This window comes from Vreelandella songnenensis (genome assembly GCF_003002925.1).
Classification (GTDB): domain Bacteria; phylum Pseudomonadota; class Gammaproteobacteria; order Pseudomonadales; family Halomonadaceae; genus Vreelandella; species Vreelandella songnenensis.
Genome location: NZ_PVTK01000003.1, coordinates 314,239 through 340,376, shown reverse-complemented (window position 1 = coordinate 340,376; position 26,138 = coordinate 314,239). Strand labels below are relative to the sequence as shown.

Sequence of the window (26,138 nt, the reverse complement as noted above, 5' to 3'; positions counted from 1 at the left end):
GGCATAGCTCCTTGATGGGCAGTCCTGCTTCGGCTTCGCCCAGAAAACCGATGATCTGTTCTTCGCTGAAACGCTTCTTCATGTCCAATCTCCTTACGCATAGGATCGGACTCTAAAGTGTAGCGCTACTCAATCAGGGGGTGACGTCGTACGTACAGGATCATTATGGATACTATTAGCTATACCGCCGCCCGAAGCCACTTGGCCAAGATCATGGAACGGGTCTGCGAAGATCATTCCCCCGTCATTATCACGCGCAGCAAAGCGGCTTCGGTGGTCATGCTTTCACTGGAAGATTATGAGGCGCTACAGGAAACCACTTATCTACTACGCTCACCCAATAACGCGCGCCGTTTGACAGATGCCATGGCGGAGCTGGAACAAGATAGCTGGCAGGAAAAGAAGCTACTTGAGAGAAGCTCGTTTTTACCGGGAGTGCTTGGGAAGACTACTTGTACTAGCAGAAAACCGACAAGAAAACTCTAGGCCGCATCGACAAGCTGATCAAGGAGGTTAAGCGACAGCCGTTCGAGGGCGTTGGAAACCCGAACCGCTCAAGCATGGCTTTGCGGGCTACTGGTCCCGGCGAATCAACGATGAGCATCGGATCGTTTACAAGGTGGCGGGCGATGCGCTGCTGATTGCGCAGCTTCGATATCATTATTGATTCATGGTCAGTAGTCGACCTTCTATTCATTTGGTTTCGGGCTGTGTATAACGCCCGGCTTTAGGGCGGACTTGTAGCCGCGCAGCGGCGGAAAGACCGTCCCAGCCCCGAAGGGGCGATAACAGCCGTTTGTTAGCCTTACTCACTGATTCGCACCATTTCGTTTGCCAATACTGATTTTCCGTTATATGACGCCTCAAACTCCCCGGTAACCGTAAAGCCGTATTTATGGTACATGGATTTTGCTGGGAAGTTGCTCTTCGCCACGTATAGTTTAGTAGGAGTCCTAACCTCAGCAATCAGATGACCGAACAACGCGCTACCAACCCCTTGGCCACGATACAACGGATGGACAAAAAGAGATCTAATTTCATTTTGGTAAATAGCACCATAGCCAAGAATACCATCGTCCTCATAAACAAAAATTTCGGACTCCATGAGATCTCGAAGTCGTTTTTCGTCCTCCTTCAGGGGCAATAACTGGAATACCTCTCGCTCAAAGCGAAGTTCGTCCAGCTTCGACAGCGAGTAAATTTCGTTCACTTTCTCAAAATCGCTTTCTTGAAATTTCCGTATCATCATAGAAGCTAACGCCTGCATTTGCGGCTGGTTTGGAGCGCAGCGGAAAACCAGTCCGCCATGTTAGGCAACCACTAGAAAACCGTCTTCGTAACCTTTGATACACCATCGATTAAGTCACCAACCTGTTCGGCGGTCGGTTCTTTTTGTTTGTTGTGGTCACACAGATTACGAATGTCCGCCAAATGCTGATGGAATGGCCATTGGGCGGTTTCTATCACTCCAGCGTTCTTTAAGCCATCGTTTAGATCTGCAATTGTCGGGTGTTTCTTTGAAGCCTTTATATTGTGGTTGATGCTAACCTCAAGCAGGTGCTTTTCAAGAACGACCCCGGCAACTGCACCTGACGCGCGCATGAATTTGTGCTTTAACAGTTCGCGCGCCGTATCAATCTCGGAATCCAGAAGGTCAGCCTGAACGAGCTGCCGAATATCATAGAGAGAACTTTCGAACCGCCCTTTGAGGGCTTGTACCATCGCGATTTGCTGTTTGAGATGAGGCAAGGCGGACTTAAAATCAGCCACGATCTCATGCCCATAGCGTGTAATGCGTAAACCTTGCAGAGCATCCTCGATGCGGTAGTTTTCAAAGCTGATGTCTTTTCGCCCTTTTGGCTTCTCGTACAAACGGATAAAGTCAGCTACGCGATCCGGAAGGAGCTGTTTCATCAAAGCAAGGCTTTCTGAATACCAAGCCTGGTAAGAGGCATTAAACTTCGGCAACGCATCCATGTGCTCTTTGGCAGCCTTTTCGTTGCCCTCGCACGACTTGAGCACTGCGGCTTCGTACTCCTCCCCATATACTTCGTGCATAAATGACTGCTCGATCTTGACAGCATCACGAAGAAGTTTGGTCAGGTCTTCCTTAAAGCGATCTAGGTTAGATGACACTCAATAATCTCCTTAATCTGCCTAACGCTTGAATTAAGCCGCGCCGCGAAGTGGTGTCGGCTTGAATAAATTGTTAGACACGAGTAAGTGCAGACTTGCAGTAGCCGTAGTACGAATCCGTGTGCTCCCACTTCATACCTTGCACCGGCCCGTTCGCGTGCATTCCGGCCCCAGTGCTCATAACGAAAAAGTTGCGGCGGATAAGTTCTACCGCCTCGTTGTAAAGGTCATGGAAGTGACCTTCCTCGCCTTTTTGTATTTTAAGGGTCAAGTAGTTCTGATCCGCTGGGATCGCCTCATACAACAAGACAAATGCACTGAGTGTCGCGTCGCTTACTTGGGAAAATGCCTGCATGGCGGCGATGAGGTAGAGCTCGTCGTCCCAGTGATCTTTGTAGATGAGCGCCAACGCGACAAGGCCGACCTTTGAATGGGTTTGACGAACTGTCTCCAAGATGCCGTAGAAGCAATTTGAATATGTCTCGTCGACTAAAACCTTGGAAATAAGCTCTTCGTCAACCTCCGCGTCCGAGACGAATTTCTCAAAGCGCTTCTGGAGATGCTTATCATAGAAGTGTTGGGCGAATCTTGCGAGCAGGCCGACGCCGGGAATGCCAACATCCTTGGCTAGTCCTGCAGCATCGCTGCCCGCTTGGACAATTTCCTTGCCCCATTCGACCTTATTGTTCTGCATGTCTAGCCGCCCCGCCCCTCGTGTCTAACGCTTTGCTCACCGGAAAATTGGGAGCGTAGCGAGTAATTTTTCCGCGTGCAGCAACTTGTTAGGGCTAACCAACCCCCTGAAAAAATGAACACAGGCTGGTTTCTATTTTTGCTTTTGTCTTGAATCCGTCTCGCCGCAGCATATCGGCAAAGTGTTTTTCACAGATCACCACATCAGCATAACAGGCTGCGGAACCGAGGCCTGCCCAGTCTTCTAAGTCACTCAGTTTTGGCTTGTATGTTGGGTTCTTTAAAACCTGGCGATGCAAATGAATATCTACTGCACGGGTAGGCATGCTTTCCAAAAACTCGCTAAGTCGTTCAGTCCCCCAAGCCTCGAACTCTCCATTTGGTATGCGGTTTTCAGTCATTACCTTTTGCAATGGGTCTAGAATATCAACCATGGAAATCGCATAAAGCCAGTTTTGCCATTTTGACCTGTCCAAATCATGCTTTCGCTCGTGGAGAGAACTCAGGTGGTTTACAAAATTTTCCCGGTACGTCTTCGTACCTCCTTGAATCGGCGGTATATCCGCAAGCCCACACAACATTGCCCTATCGATCTCATCAGGGAACATTTTAGCAATCGTTCCTTCCAGCACCTCACCAAAGGCATGAGGAATGCCGCGACCGAGATATTCAAATGGTTCTGGAGTAATCTGGTACCCCGCCCTAGAAAATGCCAGCTCTAGCTCCCAACAAATAATATCGCGCGTAGGGGAAGTGGTTATGCCTCGCGAAAAATCCCACATGACCTTTCCAAGACGCGATCGACGCTGGTCTTTTTTTATTCTAGAAAACTCGATGATGTGAATGGCTGACAGTGGAAAAATGCAGCCAGACTTAAGAACTGCTGGAGTTTTACTCCTCAGCAGCTCGGCTTCATCCGTGTTCTCCACACCGTTAATGGCACGTGCAAGCTCAATCCACTTGTTCTGATCAAGGTATACAATCATCGGTTCGTCATACCCATGCCCTAACAGTGATTATATAGTCGGCCGCATAACCTTAATGAACGTGCCGGCGCGTTCATTGAGGTTATCTAGCCTCTCTGATCAAATCTACCTTATTGATTCTATTACTAGCAAAGCAAATTTTGGCTGATTATTCAAAATTCGCGTGCTGGCAAGATTTGCCATTCTCAATAATACTGTACATAAATACATATAAAATATTCATGCAAAAGGATGCCGTCATGACGCTAATGGATAGGGTCCGGGCTACCCTGCGGGTGAAACGCTATAGCCTTCGCACTGAGAAGACCTATTGCTACTGGATTCGCTTTTTCATTCGTTTTTACAGCATCCTGCCAGTATGTCGGGTAATGAGGTGCGCAATTTTTTGAAATATCTCGCAATTGAGCGGCTTGTGTCAGTTACCACGCAGAACTAGCCATTCCATCAAGCCTCCGGCTTTCTCAAGATCAGATCAAACCGATGCCAGTGATGTGGCACTAACCCGCCCTCCCCTTCGCTTTCGCGTAACAGCTCGATATCCAAGCCTTCGCATAGAGCTTCCACTTCTCGTCTCGAATGAAAGATCATTCCTGAATGAGTGGTCCAATCATGCCTGTCGCCAAAAAGATGGCCGGCGAATACGCCCCCCGATGCAAGCGCTGAACGAACCATGCCCCAAAGTACCGAGAAGTGAGCCGGATGACAGAACGGCAGGCTGAGCCCTGCATGGATAAGCGACGAAGGCGGAAGGCTTTCCAGCTCCTCGAAACTCGATGCCCAAACCGTTAGATCAGCAGCAGGCAGCTCGGCTTTTAGTGCTTCGATGCGTTCGATCGCCCGAGCCTCCTTGTCGATTGCCAATACGCTCCAGCCCGCACCCGATAGCATGGCCGTTTCGATACCGCTGCCGCAGCCCAAATCGACGGCGTGGCCGTTACCCATGGGCAAGCATTGCTCACCCAGGGCGAGCCGCAACAGCGGCGAGGCGGGGCGTGTTTGACTGGCCGTGTAGAAGGCTTCCCAGCCGTTTTCGTTGTTGCTCTTCAATGTCGGTGTTCCCGGATCGCTTTACGCTTATGGGGCGCCCCCTGAGGACAGCATCGAATTAAAACTAACACGCAGTGCCTTCAAATGCCCTCTTGCATCTCCTTTCAGCCCATCCTAGACTCGCCAAACTACTTGCTTGACGGGGTGCCGGTGATATCCGGCTGAGATGGTGCAGGGCGAGCATTTTCGCTGCCAAGCGCTGGTCCCGCTGAACCTGATCCGGCTAATGCGCTTATTGGAAAAGCGCGGGTACCGGCGTAGGGATCAAGCGATGGCGCGGGCTATCTCTGTGCATTTCACGCCTGCCTTGCGCCACTCCCTCGATCTTCTCGCCTGCCCTTCGGATCTCTACTCCCGGAGGATGTATGGGCTACTGCTTCACCGACCTTACCACCGCTTGCCAGGATGATTGGCGCGCTTATATCGAGCACGACTTCGTGCGCCAATTGGGCACCGCCACCCTTCCTGAAGACGCCTTTCGCCACTACCTGAAGCAGGATTATCTGTTTCTGATTCACTTTGCCCGTGCCTACGCGCTGGCGGCCTACAAGAGCCCGACCCTTGCCGACCTGCGCCAGGCCCATGAGGGTATGAAGGCGATCGTGGATGTGGAGCTTGGGCTGCATATCGGCTTTTGCCGCGAATGGGGCATTTCGGAAGCGGAGCTTGCAACGCTGCCTGAAGCTCGCGCTACCATGGCCTACACCCGCTACGTGCTGGATACCGGAAGCCGCGGTGACCTGCTTGATTTGCACGTGGCGCTAGCCCCTTGCCTGGTGGGCTACGGCGAAATTGCCAACTGGCTGAACGCTCAGAACACTACCGTGCGCGGCGGCGATAACGCGTATGACGCCTGGATTGCCATGTACGAAGGCGAGGAATTTCAGGCGGCGATGCGCGCGGAGCTTGAGTGGCTGAATACGCGCCTGGCCGATGTCACCCCGGCGCGCTTTGCAGAGCTTACGAAGATATTTCGCGGTGCCACGCGCCTGGAGATCGACTTCTGGCAGATGGGCCTGGACCTGACCGACTAGCGCAACCCTAACGATAACCATAACGAGAGACTCTCATCATGAGCCGCACACAGCACTTTCTGGCCGAAACCGCCCAGGTAGACGCCGCCGCTATCGCCCCGCTGCCCGCTTCGAACAAGGTGTACATCGAAGGCTCGCGCCCGGATATTCGCGTACCATTTCGCGAAATTACCCTATCACCGACCACCACCAGCGGTACGGATAAGCAAAATCCGCCGCTGCTGGTCTACGACACCTCCGGCCCCTACACCGACCCCAACGCCCAGATCGATCTGCGCCAGGGGCTTTCTGAGCTGCGCCGGGCGTGGATCGAGGAGCGCGGGGATACCGAGTTTTTAGATGGCCTGACCTCGGAGTACGGCAAGCGCCGCGCCAACGACCCCACGCTTGCTCAGCTGCGTTTCGATTTGAAGCGCACGCCGCGCAGGGCGAAAGCCGGTAAGAACGTGACCCAGCTTCACTACGCCCGTCAGGGTATTGTCACCCCGGAGATGGAGTTCATCGCCATCCGCGAGAACCAGCGCCGCCAGGCGCTGGGCGATGCTGAAGTAGAGCGGATTCTGGGCCACCAGCACCGCGGCCAGAGCTTTGGCGCCAGCATCCCGGAGGAGATCACCCCGGAGTTCGTGCGCGACGAAGTCGCCCGCGGCCGGGCGATCATTCCCTGCAACATCAACCATCCGGAAAGCGAGCCGATGATCATCGGGCGCAACTTCCTGGTGAAGATCAACGGCAACCTGGGCAACTCGGCAGTGACCTCGTCCATTGAAGAGGAAGTGGACAAGATGACCTGGGGCATCCGCTGGGGCGCGGATACCATCATGGATCTCTCCACCGGGCAGAACATTCACGAGACCCGCGAGTGGATACTGCGCAACTCGCCGGTGCCCATCGGCACGGTGCCGATCTACCAGGCGCTGGAGAAGGTCAACGGCGTGGCGGAAAACCTCACCTGGGAGGTATTTCGCGACACGCTGATCGAGCAGGCGGAACAGGGCGTGGACTACTTCACCATTCACGCCGGTGTGCTTTTACGCTACGTGCCGCTGACTGCGAATCGGGTTACCGGCATCGTCAGCCGTGGCGGCTCCATCATGGCGAAGTGGTGCCTGTACCACCATCAGGAGAGCTTCCTGTATACCCACTTCGAGGAGATCTGCGAGATCTGCAAGCAGTACGACGTGGCGTTTTCCCTGGGCGACGGCCTGCGCCCGGGCTCGATTGCCGATGCCAACGATGACGCCCAGATGGCGGAGCTGAAAACCCTGGGGGAGCTGACCCACATCGCCTGGAAGCACGATGTGCAGGTGATGATCGAAGGTCCGGGCCACGTGCCCATGCACCTGGTGAAGGAGAACATGGACAAGCAGCTCGAGTACTGCGATGAGGCGCCCTTCTACACCCTCGGGCCGCTGGTCACGGACATCGCGCCGGGCTATGACCATATTACCTCCGGTATAGGCGCTGCCATGATCGGCTGGTTCGGCTGCGCGATGCTCTGCTACGTCACTCCCAAGGAGCACCTGGGACTGCCCAACAAGGAGGATGTGAAGACCGGCATCATCACCTACAAGATCGCCGCCCACGCGGCGGATCTCGCCAAGGGGCACCCGGCGTCGCAGCGCCGCGACAACGCGCTCTCGAAAGCGCGCTTCGAATTCCGCTGGGAAGACCAGTTCAACCTGGGGCTGGACCCGGATACGGCGCGGGAATATCACGACGAAACCCTGCCCAAGGATTCCGCGAAGGTGGCGCACTTCTGCTCCATGTGCGGGCCGAAGTTCTGCTCGATGAAGATCAGTCAGGAGGTGCGCGATACCTATAAAGGCCACACGGCTGAACAGGCGAGTAATAGTGCAGATGCAGTGAAGCGGGGTATGGAAGAGCAGGCCGCGAAGTTTCGCCAAACCGGCAGCCAGTTGTATCAGGAAGTTTAAACAACAGAAAGTTTAAAAACACGAAACCATAAACACAAACAGGGGCCCGAAGGCCCCTGTTGTCGACGTGTTACGCTACGGTCGAAAGCTTACTTCTTGAGGCTTTCTTTAACATCGCCTTTAGCTTTCTGGCCTTCGCCTTTTACCTGCTGGGCTTTGCCCTTGGCTTCGGTCTTTTCGCTGCCGGTTACTTTACCAGCGGCTTCTTTGACTTTACCAGCGGCCTTGTTAGCTGCGCCTTTCGCTTTATCGTCTTTTCCACTCATGACATACACCTCTAATCCGTTAGTAGGAAACATGCTGCGTGTTACGTGACTCATGTCTTTCACATCACATCTGCAATATCAGAGTAGCCCTTTTAGAAAAAGTTTCCTCAATTTGTTGCAGATATTTTTGTTGGCGCCCAACTATCGAGCAGCGCATGCAGGCACGCCATCACGAGAAGCGTTGCCACCAGCGCCACGCTCATGGAAGAGAAGCGGTACAGCGCGCTGTAGACTAAATCCTGACTGGGGCCGAGCGATTGACCAAACAGAATCCCCAGCGTCGTCAGCCCGCCAAAGCCGATGCCCGAGCCGCCGCCTTCCTTGATATGCTCGCGGCCAAACAGCAAAAGCCCCAGCCAGTAAAGCATGATGACCAGCAGGAAATGATTGCTTTGGGTATACAGTAAAAGTTGCATGACCAGCGCGAGATTGCAGCCCAACAGCGTGCCGATGGCGCGTTTGCGCGCCGACACCCGAGCACCGGCATAGCCCATGGCAAACAGCACCAGAATGGTCGCCATCTGCGCGGAAAGCGAACCCTGCAAATCGAATACCTGAAAGACGATGAACGAGAGCGTGGCGGTGATGCCGCCGATCAGCGTCTCGTGACGTATCTGCGCCTGGGGCTTGGCGGCTCTGGGCGGTGGCTCGCGGGGTTCCACGTCGGGAAACAGCGTGTGCATCAGCATGGCAATAAACACCGCCAGTACGCTTGCCACGAAGTTGGAAGCCAGAAGATCGCTTAGATCGACCCCCGGGTAGCTTGCAAAATGCAGCAGGATGCTGAGGGTAAGCACCCCGTTGGCCCCGAACAGAAACAGCGGGCCCCTGGCCATCAGGTTGAAGCGGAACAGAAACATGCACAGCACCACCAGCGTCATGACCACCGGCATATGCTTCAAGAGCCCCACCACCAGGCTGACTTCCAGCGCGTTGAAAGAGACGTTGGCAAGAAACTGGCGAACGATGCTGGCGTTCAGGATTGGCACCATGCCGAGCAGAAACATCGGAAACACGGTAAAGAAGACGCCGTAGTTCCAGCCCATTACCTGGCTGATGACAAATCCCAGCGTGCCACCCCCGGCCACGCGCAGGCACTGGCGCAGGCCGTTTTCACTCAGCCCCGGATGGGCGTGAGCCTCCGGCACAGGCCTGGCCTTAATAGACATAGTGCAGCCAGCTGATCAGGTGGGTTTGCAGCCAGGCAAACGGGTGAGCCAGCAGGTGCTCGCCGGGCAGCAGCTGCACCGTGGCGCGGGCGCCGCTGGGGGGCGCGGCCAACAGCGGCTCAGCGAGCGCGATATGAATACGCAGGCGCTGGGCATCGCGCACCCAGCGGTCAGAGGTCGGAATATCCGCCAGCTGCCCATCGGCGGCCAGCTGGCCTTCGCGTACCCCGGCGTCAAAAGCGCTTACCCGCCCTTCAAAGATATGCCCGGGCCAGGCGTCGAAGACCACTGCCGCCTCGTCGCCTGGCTGCACATGGCGCAGACTCTTCTCGCGGAAGTCAGCGATGATATCCACGCGCTGGCTGACCAGAGCAATCACCGGCTGGCCAGCTTGCACGTAGTCACCGGGCTGCAGTTGAAGATTGGTGACCTGCCCCGCTTCGACCGCGCGTACCTCGGTGCGGGCAACGTCGAGCCGGGCCTTGTCCAGCGCGATATCCGCCTGGCGCAGGCGCAGATTGGTGTCGCCTTCTTCGCCCAGCTGTACTTCCAGGCTTTCGATCTTGGCGCGCGCGGAAGCCACTTCTGCCTGGGCGGTATGCTCCGCCGCTACCTGCTGGTCGTACTGCTGGCGGGAAATGCTCTGCCGGCCGATCAACGCTTCGCCACGGCGGCGCTCGCCGGCGCGCTCTTCGGCAGTTGCCTGGGCAGAGGCCAGCACGGCGCGGGCGGCGGCAAGCTCGGCTTCAAGGCGAGTATTTTCGCGCTGCGCCTGCTCCCGCTCAAGCCTTGCCTGCTCCAGCGCAATTTCGAAGGGCTCGGCATCGAGGCGAAACAGCACATCGCCTTTGGCGACCTGTTGATGGTCGCGAACCACTACTTCGCTGACCGGCGCACTAAGCTCCGGGGCAATGCGCGTTACAGGGCGCATCACTCGCGCTTCAGGCGTCATGGGCATGAAGCTATCGGCAATCAGGAAGTAGACAAACAAAAGAGCAAAAGCGGCCAGCGCCACTTTTACCCAGCGGGCAAAGCGTTGATCAGGAGACATGGGGATTTCACTCGTTATCTCGCGTGGCCTTGAAGCCACGGGCGCTTTTACAGGCGCAGGTGCAATTGAATACTTTAGTCTAACAAACAATTAGCAAGCTAACAATAATCCCTCTGAAGCGTATTGACCTCTGAGCCGCATTGACTCAACCGTCAGGCATAAAAAACCCCAGGGCGTATGCCCTGGGGTTGTGCTGCCATGAACGCTTGGCGTTACCCGTTAGAAGCGGTAGCGCAAGCCAACGCTCGCCGCGTCGAAATCGTAGGCTGATTTATCCAGGTAGCGCATGTAGTCCGCGCTGATGGACAGGTTGTTGGCCACGTCGATCTCGCCGCCAGCGCCGTAGGAGAAGCCACTTTCACGGTCGAGGTCGAAATCCACCTCGGTCATGCCCACCAGGCCGTACACGCGCGCCGTGGGAGTGATCGGTGCAATACCCTTGGCGTAGGCGCCAATCAGGTAGTCGAGCTCGGCGCCGCCGTCAGAACCACCGGTACCCAGGTGACCTTCAAGGGCGAAGTAGTCGTTGAACTGCGCACCGCCGCGCAGGCGCAGGCCTACGTCATCGCGCGATGAACCGCGGTCCGGGTCCAGGCTCCAGAACATGGCATCGCCCGCCACATAACCTTCCGGGTAACCAAATGCTTGCTGAGCCTGTGCCGATGCCGCAAATACGCTGGCGCCTACCAGAAGTGCCGCAGCGGAGAGTGATGATACAGTCATCTTCATAGCATTGAACCTCAGTTAAAAAACAGTGTTTCCTTACAAAAATCTATTGTGGTCGATCCCTGAAAAGAACGCAACTGTTACTGCTGCCGAGACACGCTGAGTGCGACAATACCACTCACGACCATGGCGCCACCTACCAGTTGGCCAAGACTCAGCATCTGGCCAAGCACGAAGTAGCCGATCACCAGAGACGCCACCGGCTCGATATTCATGACCGGCGCATTGCGCGCCATGTTCAGGCGCGGCACGAAGATGAACAGCGTCGAGAACCCGGTAGCGTACAAGAGCGCCAGCAGCCCAAGGCCTATCCAGCCCTGGCTGTTATCCGGCAGGCTCATGCCGCCTGGCACCACGCCGAGAATGCCGCCTATTACCATGGCAAAAAATACGGTCTGCATGGTCAACAGGCTGCGCAGCGTGCTGCCCACCTGGGCCAGGCGGTGCTCGGTAATCCACAGCGCGCAGGCGAACACGAACGCGGCGGTCAGCCCGAAGACGATGCCGGCAAGCCACTCAGGCCCCATGCCATCCGCGCGGGTTACCCAGGCTGGAATATCCAGCACGATCAGAAGCCCTATCAGGATGGTGCCCATGATCAGGCTGCTGCGCAGCGTTGGCCGCGGCCCGCCAAGCGCCCAGCTCAATAGCGCCAGCTGAATGGGAAAGGTATTCACCAGCAGCAGCGCGATCACCACCGGCAGCCGCGCTACCGCCGAATAGAGGCTCACACTTTGGATGGTGATCAAAAGACCCACTGCCAGTTGCCAGGGCCAGGTACCCCGCGGCAGCCACAGGCTTTTTTTCTGCACCGTGATCAGTACGATAAGAATCAGACACGCCAGCCCCGAACGCGTCAGTACGGCAAGCAGCAGCCCCGTGCCGTTATCAAACGCCAGCCGCGCCGAGACGTGATTGGCCGCAAACATGGTGCCCACGGTGAGCAGTAATGCAATGGCCAGATGGCGGGGCAGCGAACGGGAGAGGGACGATTCGGACATAGGCACCAGGCGGCTATTGAAAGCAACAAACGGCTAGGAAAGCCTGCATTGTACATAGAAGGCTAAACAAATACTGACGTGCATTAATGTCCCTTGCCGCTAGTTAAACTAAAGTACAAACTTAAACCCTACTTTCCTGGCAGACACTTTCTATGAATGTACCGGTGCTGGTCATCAACTGCGGTTCCTCCTCCATCAAATACGCGCTGATTGATACTGACCCCGAGGCGCCACGCCTGGCCGGTATTGCCGAGCGCCTGGGCAGCCCGGATGCCTGCCTCAAAGGAAAAAGCAGCGCCGGTGACAAGTTTGAACAGGCCCTGCCCAATGCCGACCACACCCAGGCGCTGAGCGCGATTCTGGAGCGCCTGGAAGGCCGCACGCCCGGGGCTATCGGCCACCGCATCGTTCACGGGGGCGAAAAGTTCACCCAGGCCGCGCTGATCGATGCAAGCGTCGTCAGCGCCATTCAAGCCACGGCTGCCCTGGCGCCGCTGCATAACCCTGCCAATCTGGCCGGTATCGCTGCCACGCAGAAGGTATTTCCCCAGCTTCCCCAGGTGGCGGTATTCGATACCGCCTTTCACCAGAGCCTTTCGCCCACCGCGTACCGCTACGCCCTGCCGGAAAGCCTGTATGCCGAACATGGCATTCGCCGCTACGGTTTTCACGGCACCAGCCATGCGTTCGTCAGCCAGCGCGCCGCGACCCTCAGCGCCCGCGGCGCGGGCGGCTGGCTCACGGCGCACCTGGGCAACGGCTGCTCCACCTGCGCGGTGTGGAACAATCAGAGTCAGGACACCAGTATGGGGCTTACCCCGCTTGAAGGCCTGGTGATGGGTACCCGCAGCGGAGATGTGGACCCGGGCCTTCACGCCCACCTGCACCGCCAGCTTGGCTGGTCGCTGGATAAAATCGACGATGTGCTCAACAAGCAGAGCGGGCTTCTCGGCCTCTCCGGGCTGACCAACGACATGCGGGAAGTGGAGGAGGCCGCCGAGCAGGGTCACGAAGGCGCCATGCTGGCGCTGGATGTCTTCTGTTACCGGATTGCCAAATCTCTCGCCGCCCTCTCCTGCGCCCTGCCCTCGCTGGACGGGGTAATCTTCACTGGCGGCATCGGCGAGAACTCGCCCATCGTACGCCGTCGGGTGGTCGGCCTGCTGCCCCACTTCGGTTTTGCCCTGAACGAAATACGCAACGATGCGATGATTCGCGGCCAGGAAGGCAAGCTGGATAGCGACCAGCACACGGGGCCTGAGGTGTGGGTCATTCCTACCGATGAAGAGGGCCGAATCGCGATGGAAACCTGCCACTGCCTGGAGGTGCAGGCATGACGACCTCTACCCAGCCGCAAGCCATTCTACTGGTGCCTACCAGCGTGGGCGCCGGTTTGACCTCCGCCTGCCTGGGGCTGATCCAGGCGCTGGATACCATCGGTCTCAAGGCCGGCTTCCTGAAGCCGTTCATGCAAAATGAGCTGAACGGCCCGGGGCTTGATCGCTCGACGGCCCTGGTATCGCGCACTCTGAACCAGCGCCCGCCCTCCCCGATTTCCCAGGCCCGGCTGGAGCGCCTGCTGCGCGATGACCAGACCGATGAGCTGATGGAAAACGTGGTCGAACTTTTCGACCAGGTGGTGCAGCAAGCCGAGCGCGACAGCCACGCGCTGGACCTGGTGGTCGTGGAAGGCGTAGTGCCTACCCAGCACACCACCTACGCCACCCAGACCAACGCCCAGCTGGCCCACGCCTTGAATGCGCGCATCATTCTGGTAGGCACCGGAGATCTCAACGAACCCCAGCGCCTTGCCGAAGAGCTGGACATGCACGCGCGAAGCTTTGGCGGCGTGAGCTCGGCGCGTACGCTGGGCGGCATTTTGATGCGCATGAAGAACCTGCCCTACGGCCAGGAAGATGACCTTTCCGCCGCCCCCGGCACCATCAAGCCTCAGCTTGAAGAGCCGGTGCTGAATGAGCTGCGCCGCTACTCGCCGTCGCTCGCCACGGAGAGCTTTCACCTGATCGGCATCGTGCCGCAAAGCAGAACGCTGACCGCCCCGCGCACCCTGGATGTGGCCCGCGCGCTCAATGCCAAGTTGTTGAACGAAGGCGAAGCGGCCAGCCGCCGGGTGCTTTCCACCAGCCTCTGCGCGCGCAGCGCGGCCAACGCGCTGCATATCTTTACGCCGGGCAGTCTGGTGGTGGCCTCCGGCGATCGCGACGACGTGATACTGGCCTCGGCACTCGCCACCATGAACGGCACCCAGCTGGCCGGCGTGCTGCTGACCAATGGCTTTCTGCCCAACGACAACATGATCGAGATGTGCAGGCCGGCGCTGCGCACCGGCCTGCCCGTACTGGCGGTTGAAACCGACAGCCTGACCACTGCGCAGCACTTGAGCGAACTGAATACCGAAATTCCCATCGATGACTTCGAGCGCGCCGAGCAGGTCGCCCGCTACGTGGCGGCGCACATGGATCTCGAGTGGCTGAAAGCCACCCTGAGCCATAGCTATACGCGGCGCCTGTCGCCATCGGCGTTTCGCCATCAGCTGGTCAAGCAGGCTCAGCAGGCGAGCAAGCGCATCGTGCTGCCCGAAGGCGACGAGCCGCGCACCGTGGAAGCGGCCATCATCTGTCAGCGCCGTGGCATTGCCAACTGCGTGCTGCTGGGCAGCCGCGAGACCATCGAGGACATCGCCCGTAACCGCGGGCTGATCCTGCCGGATGAGCTGACCATCATCGATCCGGAGAGCACCCGCGCGCACTACATTGCCCCCATGGTCGAGCGGCGGCGCGGCAAGCTCAACGAGCTGACCGCCGAAGCTCAGCTGCAGGACAACGTGGTGCTGGGCACCATGATGCTCCAGCTCGATGAGGTGGATGGCCTGGTATCCGGCGCCATTCATACCACCGCCAATACGGTGCGCCCGGCGTTTCAGTTGATCAAGACCGCGCCTGAGTACAACCAGGTATCGTCGATCTTTTTCATGCTGTTGCCGGAGCAGGTGGTGGTATACGGTGACTGCGCGGTCAACCCGGACCCGGATGCCGAAACGCTTGCCGAAATCGCTCTGCAAAGCGCACGTTCGGCCGAAGCGTTTGGCATCGAGCCGCGGGTAGCCATGATCAGCTACTCCACCGGCGACTCCGGCACGGGTGCGGATGTGGATAAAGTGCGTGAAGCCACGCGCATTGCCAAGGAGCGCGCCCCACATCTTCTGATCGACGGCCCGCTTCAGTACGATGCGGCGGCGATTGAGAGCGTGGGCAAGCAGAAAGCCCCGGATTCCCCGGTAGCGGGTCGGGCGACGGTATTCGTGTTCCCGGATCTCAACACCGGCAACACTACCTATAAAGCGGTGCAGCGTAGCGCCCGCGTGGTGAGTGTGGGCCCCATGCTGCAAGGTTTGAACAAGCCGGTTAACGACCTTTCCCGTGGCGCGCTGGTGGATGACATCGTCTACACCATTGCGCTGACCGCCATTCAGGCAAGCCAGCGGGAAGCGATGGCCAGCAAGTAAGGTTCAGAAAAGAAGGATTCAAGGCAAGAAAAAGCCCCGAACAGCCAAGCTGCTCGGGGCTTTTTTCAATTCAACCGCCTAGCGGCGTGAATCGATCAGGTCCACATCGGTACCATGGATTCCAGCACAATCACCAGGCTCATCGCCGTAATGGTGAGAATCGAGACACCAAAGACGCGTTTGGCCCAGCGTACGTCGTCATCCAGGCGATAGCCGCAGATGGCGAGATACAGCCAGTAGCCGCCCATGGTCAGCGCAACACACAGGTAGCCGGTACCCGCCTGGCTTGCCAGCACCAGGGCCAGTGACGCCGGAATGAACGCCACGATGTAACCCAGGATATGGTGCTTGGCCCGCTTGATGCCGTGAACCACCGGCAGCACCGGAATCGAGGCGCGCTGATAATCGGCATAGCGGAAAATCGCAATCGCATAGGAGTGCGGCATCTGCCAGAGGCAAAAGATCAGCAGCAGAACGATCGCGCCGCTGTCAAAGGTACCGGTCACCGCGCAGTAACCCACGACCGGCGGCATGGCGCCGGAAAGGCTGCCCACGACCGTGCCGTACTCGGAGTGGCGTTTCATGTAGAGGCTGTACACCCCGACATAAACGCCCCAACCAATCACCGCCAGTGCTACGGTCAACCCGTTGGTACCCAGCGCCAGGCAGACCACACCGCTGATACCCAGCAGTGCAGACAGACCCAGTGCCTGAGTGATCGACACGCTGCCACGTACCAGGGGGCGATGGCGCGTACGCGCCATCAGTGCATCGATATCGCGGTCAATCACGTTGTTACACGCACAGCCTGACGCGATCACCAGTGCAATCCCCAGCATGACCGAGGCAAACGTCACCAGGTCGAACTCACCATGTGCGGCGAGAAAGTAGCCACCAAGGGCGGCAATCAGATTGCCGCCGATGATGCCTGGCTTGGTCAACTCAAGCAGATCGTGCCACCGATTGGGCATGCTGGTTAGCCGATCATCATGTTGAGATGTAGATGCTGCATGATCCACAGCGAACCTCCTACCACTAGGCCGAGAATCAGCACCGTGAAGACGAAGGAAAGCATGTTCCAGCCATCTTCGGTCTTGAAGTCCAGGTGCATGAACATCACAAGCTGAACCAGAACCTGCAGAACGGCCGTCACCACGATGATGCCCACGTTCACGGGCAAGCTGAACGAACCCAGCATCACCGCGCCAAATGGAATGACAGTCAGGACTAACGACAGTACAAGCCCCGTTACATAGGACTTTACGGTGCCGTGACCGGACGGTTGGCTAGAAGAACTCATACCAGCACTCCCATCAAGTAGACGAAGGAGAATACACAGATCCAGACGATATCCAGGAAGTGCCAGAACAGGCTCAAGCACAGGATACGCGGACGCGTTTTATCATTCAGACCTTTAGTCGAAAGCTGAACCAGCATGACCAGAATCCAGATCATGCCGAAGGTCACGTGCAGACCGTGAGTACCTACCAGGGTAAAGAAGGCAGATAAGAAGGCGCTGCGATCCGGGCCGAAACCTTCATGGATCAGGTGATGGAATTCATAGATTTCCATCCCCAGGAACATCAGACCCAGCACGAACGTGATGCCCAGCCACATCTTCACCTGACCGACACGGTTGGCGTTCATCGCCAGAACGCCCATACCGAAGGTGAAACTACTGATCAGCAGTGCAAAGGTGCCAAAGAGAATCAAAGGCAGCTCAAAGATATCAGCGCCGGTCGGCCCACCTGCCGTGCCCTTCATGAGCACGGCGTAGGTAGCGAATAGTGTTCCGAAGATCACCAAGTCGCTCATCAGGTAGACCCAGAAACCAAATACCTTGGTAGGACCGGCATCGTGGTGCTCATGCTCATCAGCATGCGCATCGTGATGTAGGGATTCAGTAGCCATTACGCCTGGGCCTCCACACGTTGTTGATGGGCACGCTCGATTCGCTCGACCTCTGCAGCAGGCACGTAGTAATCGATGTCGTCGTTAGATACCCGCATCAGGAAGCTCACCAGCATGCCGATTGCACTGAACCCAGCCAGCCACCAGATGTGCCATACCATGGCGAAACCAAAGATCATCGCAAAGACACTGATGATGGGTCCGGCCACCGTATTTCTCGGCATATGAATATCTGTGTATGGCGCATCGTCCAACTGCTCGTTGCCACGCTGCTTTTGCGACCAGAAGCTGTCGATATCGCCAACAACGGGCAGGCGCGCAAAGTTGTAGAACGCGGGCGGTGAAGAGGTTGCCCACTCCAGCGTACGGCCATCCCATGGGTCGCCAGTCACATCTGCATACTTATCGCGGTTACGCACGCTTACGTAGAACTGAATGAGCGTACAAGCGATACCCGCCGCAATCAGCAGTGCACCGATCAACGCAACGATGAACCAGGGCTGCCATTCAGCGTTCGGATATGAGTTCATGCGGCGCGCAGCACCGTAGAAGCTCAGAACATACAGCGGCATGAACGCGACATAGAAACCGATTATCCAGCACCAGAAGGAACGCTTGCCCCACTTCTCGTCCAGCTTGAAACCAAACGCTTTCGGGAACCAGTACGTCAGACCCGCCATCATGCCGAAGACCACACCACCAACGATAACGTTATGGAAGTGAGCAATAACGAACAGGCTGTTATGCAGCACGAAGTTAGCCGCCGGCAGTGCCAGCATGACGCCGGTCATACCACCAATCGTGAAGGTGATGATGAAGCCCAGTGTCCACAGTACCGGTGAGGTCAGTTCCAGGCGGCCACGGAAGATAGTGAACAGCCAGTTGAAGACTTTCACACCGGTCGGGATCGCAATGATCATCGTCATGATGCCGAAGAAGGCATTGACGTTGGCGCCTGCACCCATGGTGAAGAAGTGGTGCAACCAAACGATGAACGACAGTACGGTAATGGCAATCGTTGCCCACACCATGGTGTGGTAACCGAACAGACGCTTGCGAGCAAAGGTGGCTATAACTTCAGAGAACACACCGAAGGCCGGCAGAATCAGGATGTACACCTCGGGGTGACCCCACGCCCAGATAAGGTTGACGTACATCATTACGTTGCCGCCCATATCGTTCGTGAAGAAGTTCATCCCCAGGTAACGATCCAGCGTCAACATCGCAATAGTAGCGGTCAAAATCGGGAAAGAGGCAATGATCAGTACGTTGGCGCACAGCGACGTCCAGGTAAAGATCGGCATGCGGAACAGGGTCATGCCCTTGGTACGCATTTTCAAGATAGTAACGAAGAAGTTGATACCGGTTAACGTGGTACCTATCCCGGATATCTGCAACGCCCATATCCAGTAATCGACCCCGACCCCGGGACTGTACTCTATCCCCGACAATGGCGCGTAAGCCAACCACCCTGTGGTCGCGAACTCACCGACGAACAGCGAGATGTTGATCAACAGAGCAGACACCGCGAACAGCCAGAAGCTCAGGTTGTTCAAGAACGGGAACGCAACGTCGCGCGCACCGATCTGTAGCGGCACTACCAGGTTCATCAAGCCGATGACCATTGGCATGGCCACGAAGAAGATCATGATAACGCCGTGGGCGGTAAAGATCTGGTCGTAGTGGTCCGGCGGCAGAATACCGGCCGAACCGCCCGCGGCTATCGCCTGCTGTACACGCATCATCAAGGCATCAGCAAAACCGCGCAGCAGCATGATGAGCGCCACGATGAAATACATGATACCGAGCTTTTTATGGTCAACGGAGGTAAACCACTCGTTCCATAGCCAGCCCCACTTACGGAAATAGGTCAGCGCGCCTAACAACGCCGCGCCGCCTAGAATCCCTACGAGACCCGCGATAACCAGAATGGGTTCGTGATAGGGAATTGCTTCTAGGGTTAATTTACCGAACACGGTTACTCTCCCGCCTCATTGCTGACGGTCTGGCCATCCTCGGCCTCGCCATCTGCTTGGTTGTCGGTCGTTTGATAGGCTTCATTGCTATCGACTGCTGGCGCGCGCGGCGCATCCTGAGTGTCAGTGTCAGGGTCGCTGCCGGTATGGAAGCTGGACACCAAGCGCTCATAGAATTCAGGTGTAACGTCAGAGAAGTACTCAACGGGGTGGAACGTCGAACGCTCCGCCAGTTCAGAGTAGCCTTCTGGGTAAGTCAGCGTATCAGGTGACTGCGCAACTTCAGCAACCCAGGCGTCAAAGTCAGCGTCAGACGTGACGTGGGCGTCAAACACCATGCCCGAGAAGCCAGCACCGCTATAGTTGGTCGAACGACCGTTATAGGTACCGATTTCGTTGGCCAGCAGGTGAACGTCGTTATCCATTCCCGCCATGGCGTAGATCTGGCTACCCAGTTGCGGAATGAAGAAGGAGTTCATGACAGAACCCGAGCTCACCCGGAAACGCACGGGCGTGTCTACCGGGAAGGCGACTTCATTAACCGTTGCAATACCTTGCTCGGGATAGATGAACAGCCATTTCCAGTCGAGAGCCACGACTTGGATTTCAAGCTCGGCCACATCGCTTTCAAGCGCACGGTGAGGATCAAGGTCGTGGGAGCTTTTCCAGGTAATCACGCCCAGAATGGCGACGATGACGACCGGAACCAGCCACACAATGGCTTCAATCCAGTTGGAGTGCGCCCAGTCGGGCAGGTATTCAGCCATCGTATTGCTACGGCGATAGTACCAACCAAACACTATCGTCATGACAATAACGGGGATGACCACGATCAGCATCAGGCCAAAAGAACTCAGGATCAGTGAACGCTGGGTTTCACCGACCACGCCTTTCGGGTCCATCAAGGCCGAGCTACAGCCTGCGAGTAGCAAGCAAAGCGCAATGAGCACCAGAGTGCCTGTCCTGCGCCAGTAGGAAGGTTGTTGCATGGTGCGATCTCGTCAGAGTTGCGTTACAAAACTAGCCGCCACACAGCAAGCCAAACGATATGCCATATGCCAACTAACTATCACCCCATACTTTTCCCAAAACACTCTGCCAGCATGAACTGCCTTTGCTCCGGGAAAAATATGCGCTACCGGGGTAGGAAGCAGGTAGCGGATTGAGCCGACATCCTAACATTTAAGGAGGCCAGTTCTAACCTGAGTATTTTCCTTTTATCTAAACAGCGAAGCAAAGCGACGATTTGACGCACCCAGGTGCGACTTAAAGGTGGGACATCTGGCAGATTGAGGCGGGAGGTGAGCTGACCAGAAGCGTTTGCCCGGTAAAGCGGGCGAGCAGCTCAGGCGCGCGCATCTCATTAGTCACGATGACGTCGAAATCGTTCAATGTAGCGAAGTAGGCCGGACGAATGACTCCGAACTTGCTCGCATCCACGATCAGAAAACGCTGCAGTGCCGAAGCCATGGCGGCCTGCTTGGGGGCGACTTCATGAAAGTGGAAACAGCTGACGCCACGCCCACAGTCGACCCCGGCGGCGGAGATAAACGCCTTGTTGATACCGATTCGCTCGATGGCACCCTGCACATCGTCGCTATCGAAGGACTGAGACGCAGCGCAGTAGGCCCCACCCAGCAGAATCAGCCGCACATTGGGCAACGCGGCAACCGCGGAAGCGACGTTAAGGGCATATGTGACGATCGTCAGCTCGGTAAAACGGCCAAGCTGGTTCAGCAGCGGGATCAGCGTCGAGCCGCAGTCGACAAACAGCGTATCGCCCTCTTCGATGGTGCTTGCCACCCGCTCACACAGGGCGTACTTCACCGCGTAGTGGCTGGCCTGCTGCTCGGTGAGATCATATACCGGTGTAACACCCGGATAGCGGGTCATCACCAGCCTGCCCCCAAGCAACGTCATCGACGAAGGCTGCGTTGAAAGGTCGCGGCGGATGGTCATTTCCGAAACGCCGCATAAAATGGCGGCGTCGCGCAGATGCAGCGTACCGCCGCTGGCGAGCGCTTCCTCAAGCAGTTCCAGACGCTGGGCACTGCGGTCGTTCATGCAGGGCTCTCCTTTCAGGGCATTATTATGCGTTTTTTATAATGCTGCGCGAGCTGCCGCGCAATTGCCACCTCTTTTAAAGACCGTGCCTGCCCTCCCCTCTACCCAAGAGCGGCTGCATTTAAATAACGTTAGCCAGCTTTGTTATAATTCGGCGTTAAAAAAATAACACGTAATGTTATAATTCTCACACTCACGCCAGCCCACACAATTCCAACTTGAACTTAGATCGCGATCATTCTTTTGAGGCTCACATGACTGCTCCAACCCTTACGCGTACTTCTTCCTTCGTCACCCTCAGTGCTGGCGTATTAATGGCAGGGATGACCCCGGCATTGGCAAACGATGCACAGCCGCAGCCGCTCGACCGGTTATGGTCTTTTGCCAACGTGTCGGTCAACTATCTTGACTGGTCCAACGGCACCGAGCGCCGCACGGCAAGCAACGCGGCCAAAAGCGATTTCACCTACGTCGAGATCGAGGGCGGCGCAGGCTTCAGCTGGGGCGAGTTCTACGGCTTCTTTGACTTCGAGAACCCGACCAACGACCAGTTCGATGAATCCAGCGGCGGCAAGGACAACTTCCGTACCGCCGGCAAGGTCACCTCGCATATCTACCTAGGCGACAGCCCGCTTTCGCTCTACGCCCACGTGTACGACTTCCGCGACTACGGCTATGAAAGCCGCGAACAGGATCAGATCCTGGGTCTGGGCTATCGCACCACTTTCGCCAACGGCCTGTGGTTCAAACCGTTCATCGGCGCTGCCCGCGTGCAGAGTGATGCCTATACTGGCATGAACGGTTACATGGCCGGCTGGGTAGCGGGCTACGATTTCGCCGCGTTAGACCAGAACTTCAGCGTGACCAACTGGCACGAGCAGACCTTCGGTCGTGACGATGACTACCTGGAGCAGAACTACGTCGGCGATAAGGCTGGCAGCACGGGTACCAACGGCGCCCTGAGCCTGTGGTGGCACCCGACTGACCTGATCACTACTGGCGTACAGTACCGCTACTCCGATAACAAGCTGGGCACGCCCAACGAATATCAGAATGCGATGATCTACTCCGTCAAGCTCAACTTACTCTAACCCGTGGCACCCCTCGCGGACTCAAAGGATCCCCATATGACACTCCTTATGAGCTTGGTTGGCATGGTCACCCTGGTGATCATCGCCCTGATCTTCTCTTATGATCGCAAGTCGATTCGCCTGCGCACGGTACTGGGTGCCTTTGCCATTCAGGCGGGTATCGGCGCCTTCGTTCTTTATGTGCCGTTTGGCCAGGCGGTCTTGCAGACCATCTCCGCCGGGGTAAGCCAGGTGCTGGTCTACGCCAACGACGGAATCGGTTTTCTGTTTGGTGGCCTGGCGGATGTCGATAACGTCGGCTTCGTGTTTGCCATCAAGGTACTGCCGGTCATCATCTTCTTCTCCTCACTGATCGCGGTGCTCTACTATCTCGGCATCATGCAGTGGGTCATCCGTATTCTGGGTGGCGCGCTCCAAAAGGCGCTGGGCACTTCGCGCACCGAATCGCTTTCCGCCACGGCCAACATCTTTGTCGGCCAGACCGAAGCGCCGCTGGTGGTACGCCCCTTCATTGCCCGCATGACGCCTTCACAGCTGTTTGCCGTGATGTGTGGCGGTCTGGCATCGGTGGCAGGTTCGGTGCTGGCGGGCTACGCCGCGCTGGGTATTCCCATGGAGTACCTGGTGGCAGCCTCCTTCATGGCCGCCCCCGGTGGGTTGCTGTTCGCCAAGCTGATCATGCCGGAAACCCAGGACGCCACCGACAGCGACAGCATCTCCAAGGTCGATGAAGAGCTTCAGGAGCAGGAAGACAAACCCACCAACGTGCTGGACGCCGCGGCGTCGGGTGCAACGTCCGGTTTGATGCTGGCAGCCAACGTAGGCGCCATGCTGCTGGCCTTCATCGGCTTGATTGCGCTGATCAACGGCATTCTGGGCGGCGTGGGTGGCTGGTTCGGGTTCGAGTCTCTAAGCCTTGAACTGATTCTGGGCTGGCTGTTTGCCCCGCTTGCCTTCATGCTCGGCGTGCCCTGGGCGGAAGCCACGCTTGCCGGCTCCTTTATCGGCCAGAAGCTGGTGGTCAACGAGTTCGTCGCCTTTATCAACCTCGCTCCCTACATTGATGGGGAACAGGTAGTGGCCGCGACGGGTCAATTGATGACGCCCCATACCATGGCCATCTTGTCATTCGCCCTGTGCGGCTTTGCCAACCTGTCCTCGATTGCGATCCTGCTGGGTGGCCTGGGCAGCATTGCGCCCACGCGGCGTGCAGAGATCGCCCGCTTTGGGGTCAAGGCCGTGCTGGCCGGCACGTTGTCCAACTTGATGTCTGCGTCAATTGCCGGCTTTTTCATCGCGTTAAGCAACGTTACCAGTTAACGCTGCCTGACGTACCGGGCACTGTGCGACCATGCGCAGTGCCCGTTTATATTTTCTGACTTGCGAGAACTTCATGACCGCTGCTACTTCGATCGAACTTAACCAGGCCGCCCGCCAGGCGCTCTCCCTGATGGATTTGACCAGCCTGAACGACAGCGATACCGACGCGACCATTGAAGCGCTTTGCCAGCAGCTCAAGACGCCCTACGGCCATCCAGCCGCTGTCTGCGTCTACCCGCAATTCATTGTTACCGCCCAGCGAGCGCTGACCGCCCATAATTTGAACGAGCAGGTCAAGATCGCCACGGTCACCAACTTCCCGGCGGGCGGCGAAGACATCATGAGCGCCGCCCGTGAAACCCGTGATGCAGTCGCCTCCGGCGCTCACGAGGTTGATGTAGTCTTCCCCTACCGCGCGCTGATCGCCGGCGACGAAGCCACCGGCCTCGAGCTGGTTGAAATGTGCAAGGCCGCCTGTGCAGGCCAGGCCCTGTTGAAAGTCATCATCGAGTCTGGCGAGCTGAAAGACCCGGCGCTGATCAAGCGCGCCAGCGAGCTTGCCATTGAAGGCGGTGCGGACTTTATCAAGACCTCCACCGGCAAGGTGGCTACCAACGCGACACTTGAAGCCGCCGAGATCATGCTCAGCGCCATCAAGGCAAGCGGCAAGGAAGTCGGCTTCAAGGCGGCAGGCGGTGTGCGCACCGCCGAAGAAGCGGCAGACTACCTGGCACTGGCAAACCGCATCATGGGCAGTGCCTGGGTAACCCCTGCCCACTTCCGCTTTGGCGCATCGAGCCTGCTGACCAATTTACTGAACACCCTGGGCGGCGCGGAAAGCGCGGCTCCTCAAGGAGGCTACTGATATGCTCCCGCAAGAACTGATTCGTTTAAAGCGTGACGGCCAGCCGCTGGCAGCCGCGGATATCAAGACATTCATTCAGGGCATTGCCGATGACCGCATCAGCGACGCCCAGATTGGCGCCTTCACCATGGCCGTGTTTCTCAACGGCATGAGCCGTGAAGAAGTGGTTGCGCTGACCACCGCCACCCGTGACTCCGGCCACGTGATGCAGTGGGACTCGCTCAACCTGCCAGGGCCTGTGGTCGACAAGCACTCCACCGGCGGCGTGGGCGACCTGGTATCACTGGTACTCGGCCCCTGGGTGGCGGCGTGTGGCGCGTTCGTTCCCATGATTTCTGGCCGTGGCCTTGGCCACACCGGCGGCACGCTGGACAAGCTTGAGTCGATCCCCGGTTACGACCCCTACCCCGCCCCGGAACGCTTTGGCGACGTGGTCAAGTCCACGGGCGTTGCGATCATCGGCCAGACCGGCAACCTGGCCCCCGCGGACAAGCGTATTTACGGTGTGCGCGATGTCACTGCCACGGTCGAGTCGATCCCGCTGATTACCGCGTCCATCCTGGGCAAGAAACTTGCCTCGGGCCTGGATGCGCTGGTCATGGACGTCAAGGTCGGCAGCGGCGCCTTCATGCCTACCACGGAAAAATCCCACGAGCTTGCCAAGAGCATCGCCTCCGTCGCCACTCAGGCCGGTACGCCCACCAATGCGCTGCTCACCGACATGAGCCAGCCGCTGGCACCGTGCGCGGGCAACGCGGTGGAAATCGTCGAGACCCTCGAACTTCTGCGCGGCGAACGCCCGAACAGCCGCGTCATGCAGGTTACCCGCGAGCTTGCCGTGGAAATGCTGATGGCCGGCAAACTGGCCCACAGCCGTGAAGATGCCCTGAGCCAGCTTGAAAAAGCCCTCACCTCCGGTGCCGCTGCCGAAGTATTCGCCCGCATGGTGCGCGAGCTGGGCGGCCCGGGTGATTTCATGGAGCGCTCGGACAGCTACCTTGCCAAGGCCAACGTGGTCAAGCCGGTATACGCCGAGCAGACCGGCACCGTGCAGCGCATCGATACCCGCGCGGTCGGCATGAGCGTGGTGGAACTCGGCGGTGGCCGTCTGCGCAACGACGCCGACGTCGACCACAGCGTTGGCTTCAGCGCGATTGTCGAGCTGGGCACCCAGGTTGACCGCCAGCAGCCGCTCGCCTACGTGCACGCCCGCAGCGAAGACGCCGCCGAGCGCGCCGCCCAGCAGCTGCGCGCGGCCTTCACCATGGGTGAAGGGGAAGCCAGCATTGATGAGCTGCTTCAGAAAACCTATCGCGGTGAAGCGCTTTAATCACACCGA

The 26,138-nt window shown here is 57.6% G+C and carries 25 protein-coding genes, 3 pseudogenes and 1 riboswitch; of the genes and pseudogenes, 11 read left to right on the top strand and 17 right to left on the bottom strand.

The annotated features are described in order from the left end of the window. On the bottom strand, positions 1 to 82 hold an 82-nt coding region (locus tag B0H98_RS17355; protein WP_217901937.1), incomplete at its 3' end, for a transposase. 83 nt (positions 83 to 165) lie between these two features. Here B0H98_RS17355 and B0H98_RS17270 point away from each other — a divergent pair. Then, a pseudogene (locus B0H98_RS17270) lies at positions 166 to 372 on the top strand (type II toxin-antitoxin system Phd/YefM family antitoxin); the annotation flags it as partial. An 80-nt stretch (positions 373 to 452) separates the two neighbouring features. Beyond that, positions 453 to 667 (top strand): annotated as a pseudogene (locus B0H98_RS07990) (Txe/YoeB family addiction module toxin). Positions 668 to 805: 138 nt separating this feature from the next. On the opposite strand, the gene B0H98_RS07985 reads toward B0H98_RS07990, so the two are convergent. From B0H98_RS07985 to B0H98_RS07970, 4 genes are all read right to left on the bottom strand, one after another. Then, positions 806 to 1,249: a GNAT family N-acetyltransferase gene (locus B0H98_RS07985; protein ID WP_106374534.1), complete on the bottom strand. Its 444-nt coding sequence runs from the start codon at positions 1,247 to 1,249 to the stop codon at positions 806 to 808. Between the two features lie 71 nt (positions 1,250 to 1,320). After that, positions 1,321 to 2,136 carry a hypothetical protein gene (locus B0H98_RS07980; RefSeq protein WP_106374533.1) on the bottom strand — a complete coding sequence of 272 codons (816 nt, stop codon included), beginning with the start codon at positions 2,134 to 2,136 and terminating at the stop codon, positions 1,321 to 1,323. A gap of 73 nt (positions 2,137 to 2,209) precedes the next feature. Next, positions 2,210 to 2,830, bottom strand: coding sequence for a hypothetical protein (locus B0H98_RS07975; protein ID WP_106374532.1), 621 nt, complete (start codon positions 2,828 to 2,830; stop codon positions 2,210 to 2,212). Between the two features lie 94 nt (positions 2,831 to 2,924). After that, complete coding sequence (locus B0H98_RS07970) at positions 2,925 to 3,815, bottom strand: hypothetical protein (RefSeq protein ID WP_106374531.1); 891 nt, start codon at positions 3,813 to 3,815, stop codon at positions 2,925 to 2,927. A gap of 221 nt (positions 3,816 to 4,036) precedes the next feature. On the opposite strand from B0H98_RS07970, the pseudogene B0H98_RS17320 reads away from it, so the two are divergent. After that, positions 4,037 to 4,251: pseudogene (locus tag B0H98_RS17320) on the top strand (site-specific integrase). A gap of 8 nt (positions 4,252 to 4,259) precedes the next feature. On the opposite strand, the gene B0H98_RS07960 reads toward B0H98_RS17320, so the two are convergent. Beyond that, positions 4,260 to 4,862 carry a class I SAM-dependent methyltransferase gene (locus B0H98_RS07960; protein WP_106374530.1) on the bottom strand — a complete coding sequence of 201 codons (603 nt, stop codon included), beginning with the start codon at positions 4,860 to 4,862 and terminating at the stop codon, positions 4,260 to 4,262. 130 nt (positions 4,863 to 4,992) lie between these two features. Next, a riboswitch (TPP riboswitch) is annotated at positions 4,993 to 5,143 on the top strand. 84 nt (positions 5,144 to 5,227) lie between these two features. On the opposite strand from B0H98_RS07960, the gene tenA reads away from it, so the two are divergent. Next, a complete protein-coding gene (gene tenA / locus B0H98_RS07955) occupies positions 5,228 to 5,896 on the top strand; it encodes a thiaminase II (protein WP_106374529.1) in 669 nt (222 codons plus the stop codon). A 38-nt stretch (positions 5,897 to 5,934) separates the two neighbouring features. Next, complete coding sequence (thiC, locus tag B0H98_RS07950) at positions 5,935 to 7,833, top strand: phosphomethylpyrimidine synthase ThiC (protein ID WP_106374528.1); 1,899 nt, start codon at positions 5,935 to 5,937, stop codon at positions 7,831 to 7,833. Positions 7,834 to 7,922: 89 nt separating this feature from the next. On the opposite strand, the gene B0H98_RS07945 is transcribed toward thiC, so the two are convergent. The 5 genes from B0H98_RS07945 to B0H98_RS07925 form a co-directional block, all read right to left on the bottom strand. Beyond that, positions 7,923 to 8,099, bottom strand: coding sequence for a CsbD family protein (locus tag B0H98_RS07945; protein ID WP_106374527.1), 177 nt, complete (start codon positions 8,097 to 8,099; stop codon positions 7,923 to 7,925). Between the two features lie 107 nt (positions 8,100 to 8,206). Beyond that, a complete protein-coding gene (locus B0H98_RS07940; RefSeq protein WP_106374526.1) occupies positions 8,207 to 9,268 on the bottom strand; it encodes a DUF2955 domain-containing protein in 1,062 nt (353 codons plus the stop codon). Then, the gene (locus B0H98_RS07935; RefSeq protein ID WP_106374525.1) at positions 9,258 to 10,319 is read right to left on the bottom strand and encodes an HlyD family secretion protein; all 1,062 of its coding nucleotides are present in this window, start codon (positions 10,317 to 10,319) and stop codon (positions 9,258 to 9,260) included. Before B0H98_RS07935 ends, B0H98_RS07940 begins: the two co-directional genes overlap by 11 nt. Positions 10,320 to 10,538: 219 nt before the next feature. Further along, the gene (locus B0H98_RS07930; RefSeq protein WP_106374524.1) at positions 10,539 to 11,048 is read right to left on the bottom strand and encodes an outer membrane beta-barrel protein; all 510 of its coding nucleotides are present in this window, start codon (positions 11,046 to 11,048) and stop codon (positions 10,539 to 10,541) included. A 77-nt stretch (positions 11,049 to 11,125) separates the two neighbouring features. Further along, complete coding sequence (locus B0H98_RS07925; protein ID WP_106374523.1) at positions 11,126 to 12,046, bottom strand: EamA family transporter; 921 nt, start codon at positions 12,044 to 12,046, stop codon at positions 11,126 to 11,128. Between the two features lie 152 nt (positions 12,047 to 12,198). On the opposite strand from B0H98_RS07925, the gene B0H98_RS07920 reads away from it, so the two are divergent. Continuing rightward, on the top strand, positions 12,199 to 13,383 hold the full coding sequence (locus tag B0H98_RS07920; RefSeq protein ID WP_106374522.1) for an acetate/propionate family kinase: 1,185 nt from the start codon (positions 12,199 to 12,201) through the stop codon (positions 13,381 to 13,383). Further along, on the top strand, positions 13,380 to 15,572 hold the full coding sequence (gene pta, locus B0H98_RS07915; RefSeq protein ID WP_106374521.1) for a phosphate acetyltransferase: 2,193 nt from the start codon (positions 13,380 to 13,382) through the stop codon (positions 15,570 to 15,572). The genes B0H98_RS07920 and pta overlap by 4 nt, the downstream gene beginning before the upstream one ends. Before the next feature lie 95 nt (positions 15,573 to 15,667). Here pta and cyoE read toward each other — a convergent pair whose 3' ends face one another. The 6 genes from cyoE to B0H98_RS07885 all read right to left on the bottom strand — a co-directional run bounded on the left by cyoE (position 15,668) and on the right by B0H98_RS07885 (position 21,523). After that, positions 15,668 to 16,591 carry a heme o synthase gene (gene cyoE / locus B0H98_RS07910; protein ID WP_106374520.1) on the bottom strand — a complete coding sequence of 308 codons (924 nt, stop codon included), beginning with the start codon at positions 16,589 to 16,591 and terminating at the stop codon, positions 15,668 to 15,670. Continuing rightward, complete coding sequence (gene cyoD, locus B0H98_RS07905) at positions 16,549 to 16,872, bottom strand: cytochrome o ubiquinol oxidase subunit IV (protein WP_018919031.1); 324 nt, start codon at positions 16,870 to 16,872, stop codon at positions 16,549 to 16,551. Before cyoD ends, cyoE begins: the two co-directional genes overlap by 43 nt. Then, complete coding sequence (cyoC, locus tag B0H98_RS07900) at positions 16,869 to 17,483, bottom strand: cytochrome o ubiquinol oxidase subunit III (protein WP_106374519.1); 615 nt, start codon at positions 17,481 to 17,483, stop codon at positions 16,869 to 16,871. The genes cyoD and cyoC overlap by 4 nt, the downstream gene beginning before the upstream one ends. Beyond that, positions 17,483 to 19,459: a cytochrome o ubiquinol oxidase subunit I gene (gene cyoB, locus B0H98_RS07895; protein WP_106374518.1), complete on the bottom strand. Its 1,977-nt coding sequence runs from the start codon at positions 19,457 to 19,459 to the stop codon at positions 17,483 to 17,485. The genes cyoC and cyoB overlap by 1 nt, the downstream gene beginning before the upstream one ends. A gap of 2 nt (positions 19,460 to 19,461) precedes the next feature. Beyond that, positions 19,462 to 20,448, bottom strand: coding sequence for a ubiquinol oxidase subunit II (gene cyoA, locus B0H98_RS07890; RefSeq protein ID WP_106374517.1), 987 nt, complete (start codon positions 20,446 to 20,448; stop codon positions 19,462 to 19,464). A gap of 277 nt (positions 20,449 to 20,725) precedes the next feature. Continuing rightward, entirely contained in the window at positions 20,726 to 21,523 is a 798-nt protein-coding gene (locus B0H98_RS07885) for a DeoR family transcriptional regulator (protein ID WP_106374516.1), read from the bottom strand. Positions 21,524 to 21,777: 254 nt separating this feature from the next. Between B0H98_RS07885 and B0H98_RS07880 the strand changes: the two genes are divergently transcribed. From B0H98_RS07880 to deoA, 4 genes are all read left to right on the top strand, one after another. Further along, positions 21,778 to 22,614, top strand: a complete 837-nt coding sequence (locus tag B0H98_RS07880; RefSeq protein ID WP_167392653.1) for an outer membrane protein OmpK — start codon at positions 21,778 to 21,780, stop codon at positions 22,612 to 22,614. Positions 22,615 to 22,650: 36 nt separating this feature from the next. Further along, positions 22,651 to 23,934: a NupC/NupG family nucleoside CNT transporter gene (locus B0H98_RS07875; protein WP_106374514.1), complete on the top strand. Its 1,284-nt coding sequence runs from the start codon at positions 22,651 to 22,653 to the stop codon at positions 23,932 to 23,934. A gap of 73 nt (positions 23,935 to 24,007) precedes the next feature. Continuing rightward, positions 24,008 to 24,799, top strand: a complete 792-nt coding sequence (gene deoC, locus B0H98_RS07870; RefSeq protein WP_106374513.1) for a deoxyribose-phosphate aldolase — start codon at positions 24,008 to 24,010, stop codon at positions 24,797 to 24,799. A 1-nt stretch (position 24,800) separates the two neighbouring features. Continuing rightward, a complete protein-coding gene (gene deoA / locus B0H98_RS07865) occupies positions 24,801 to 26,129 on the top strand; it encodes a thymidine phosphorylase (RefSeq protein WP_106374512.1) in 1,329 nt (442 codons plus the stop codon). Positions 26,130 to 26,138 lie beyond the last annotated feature (9 nt).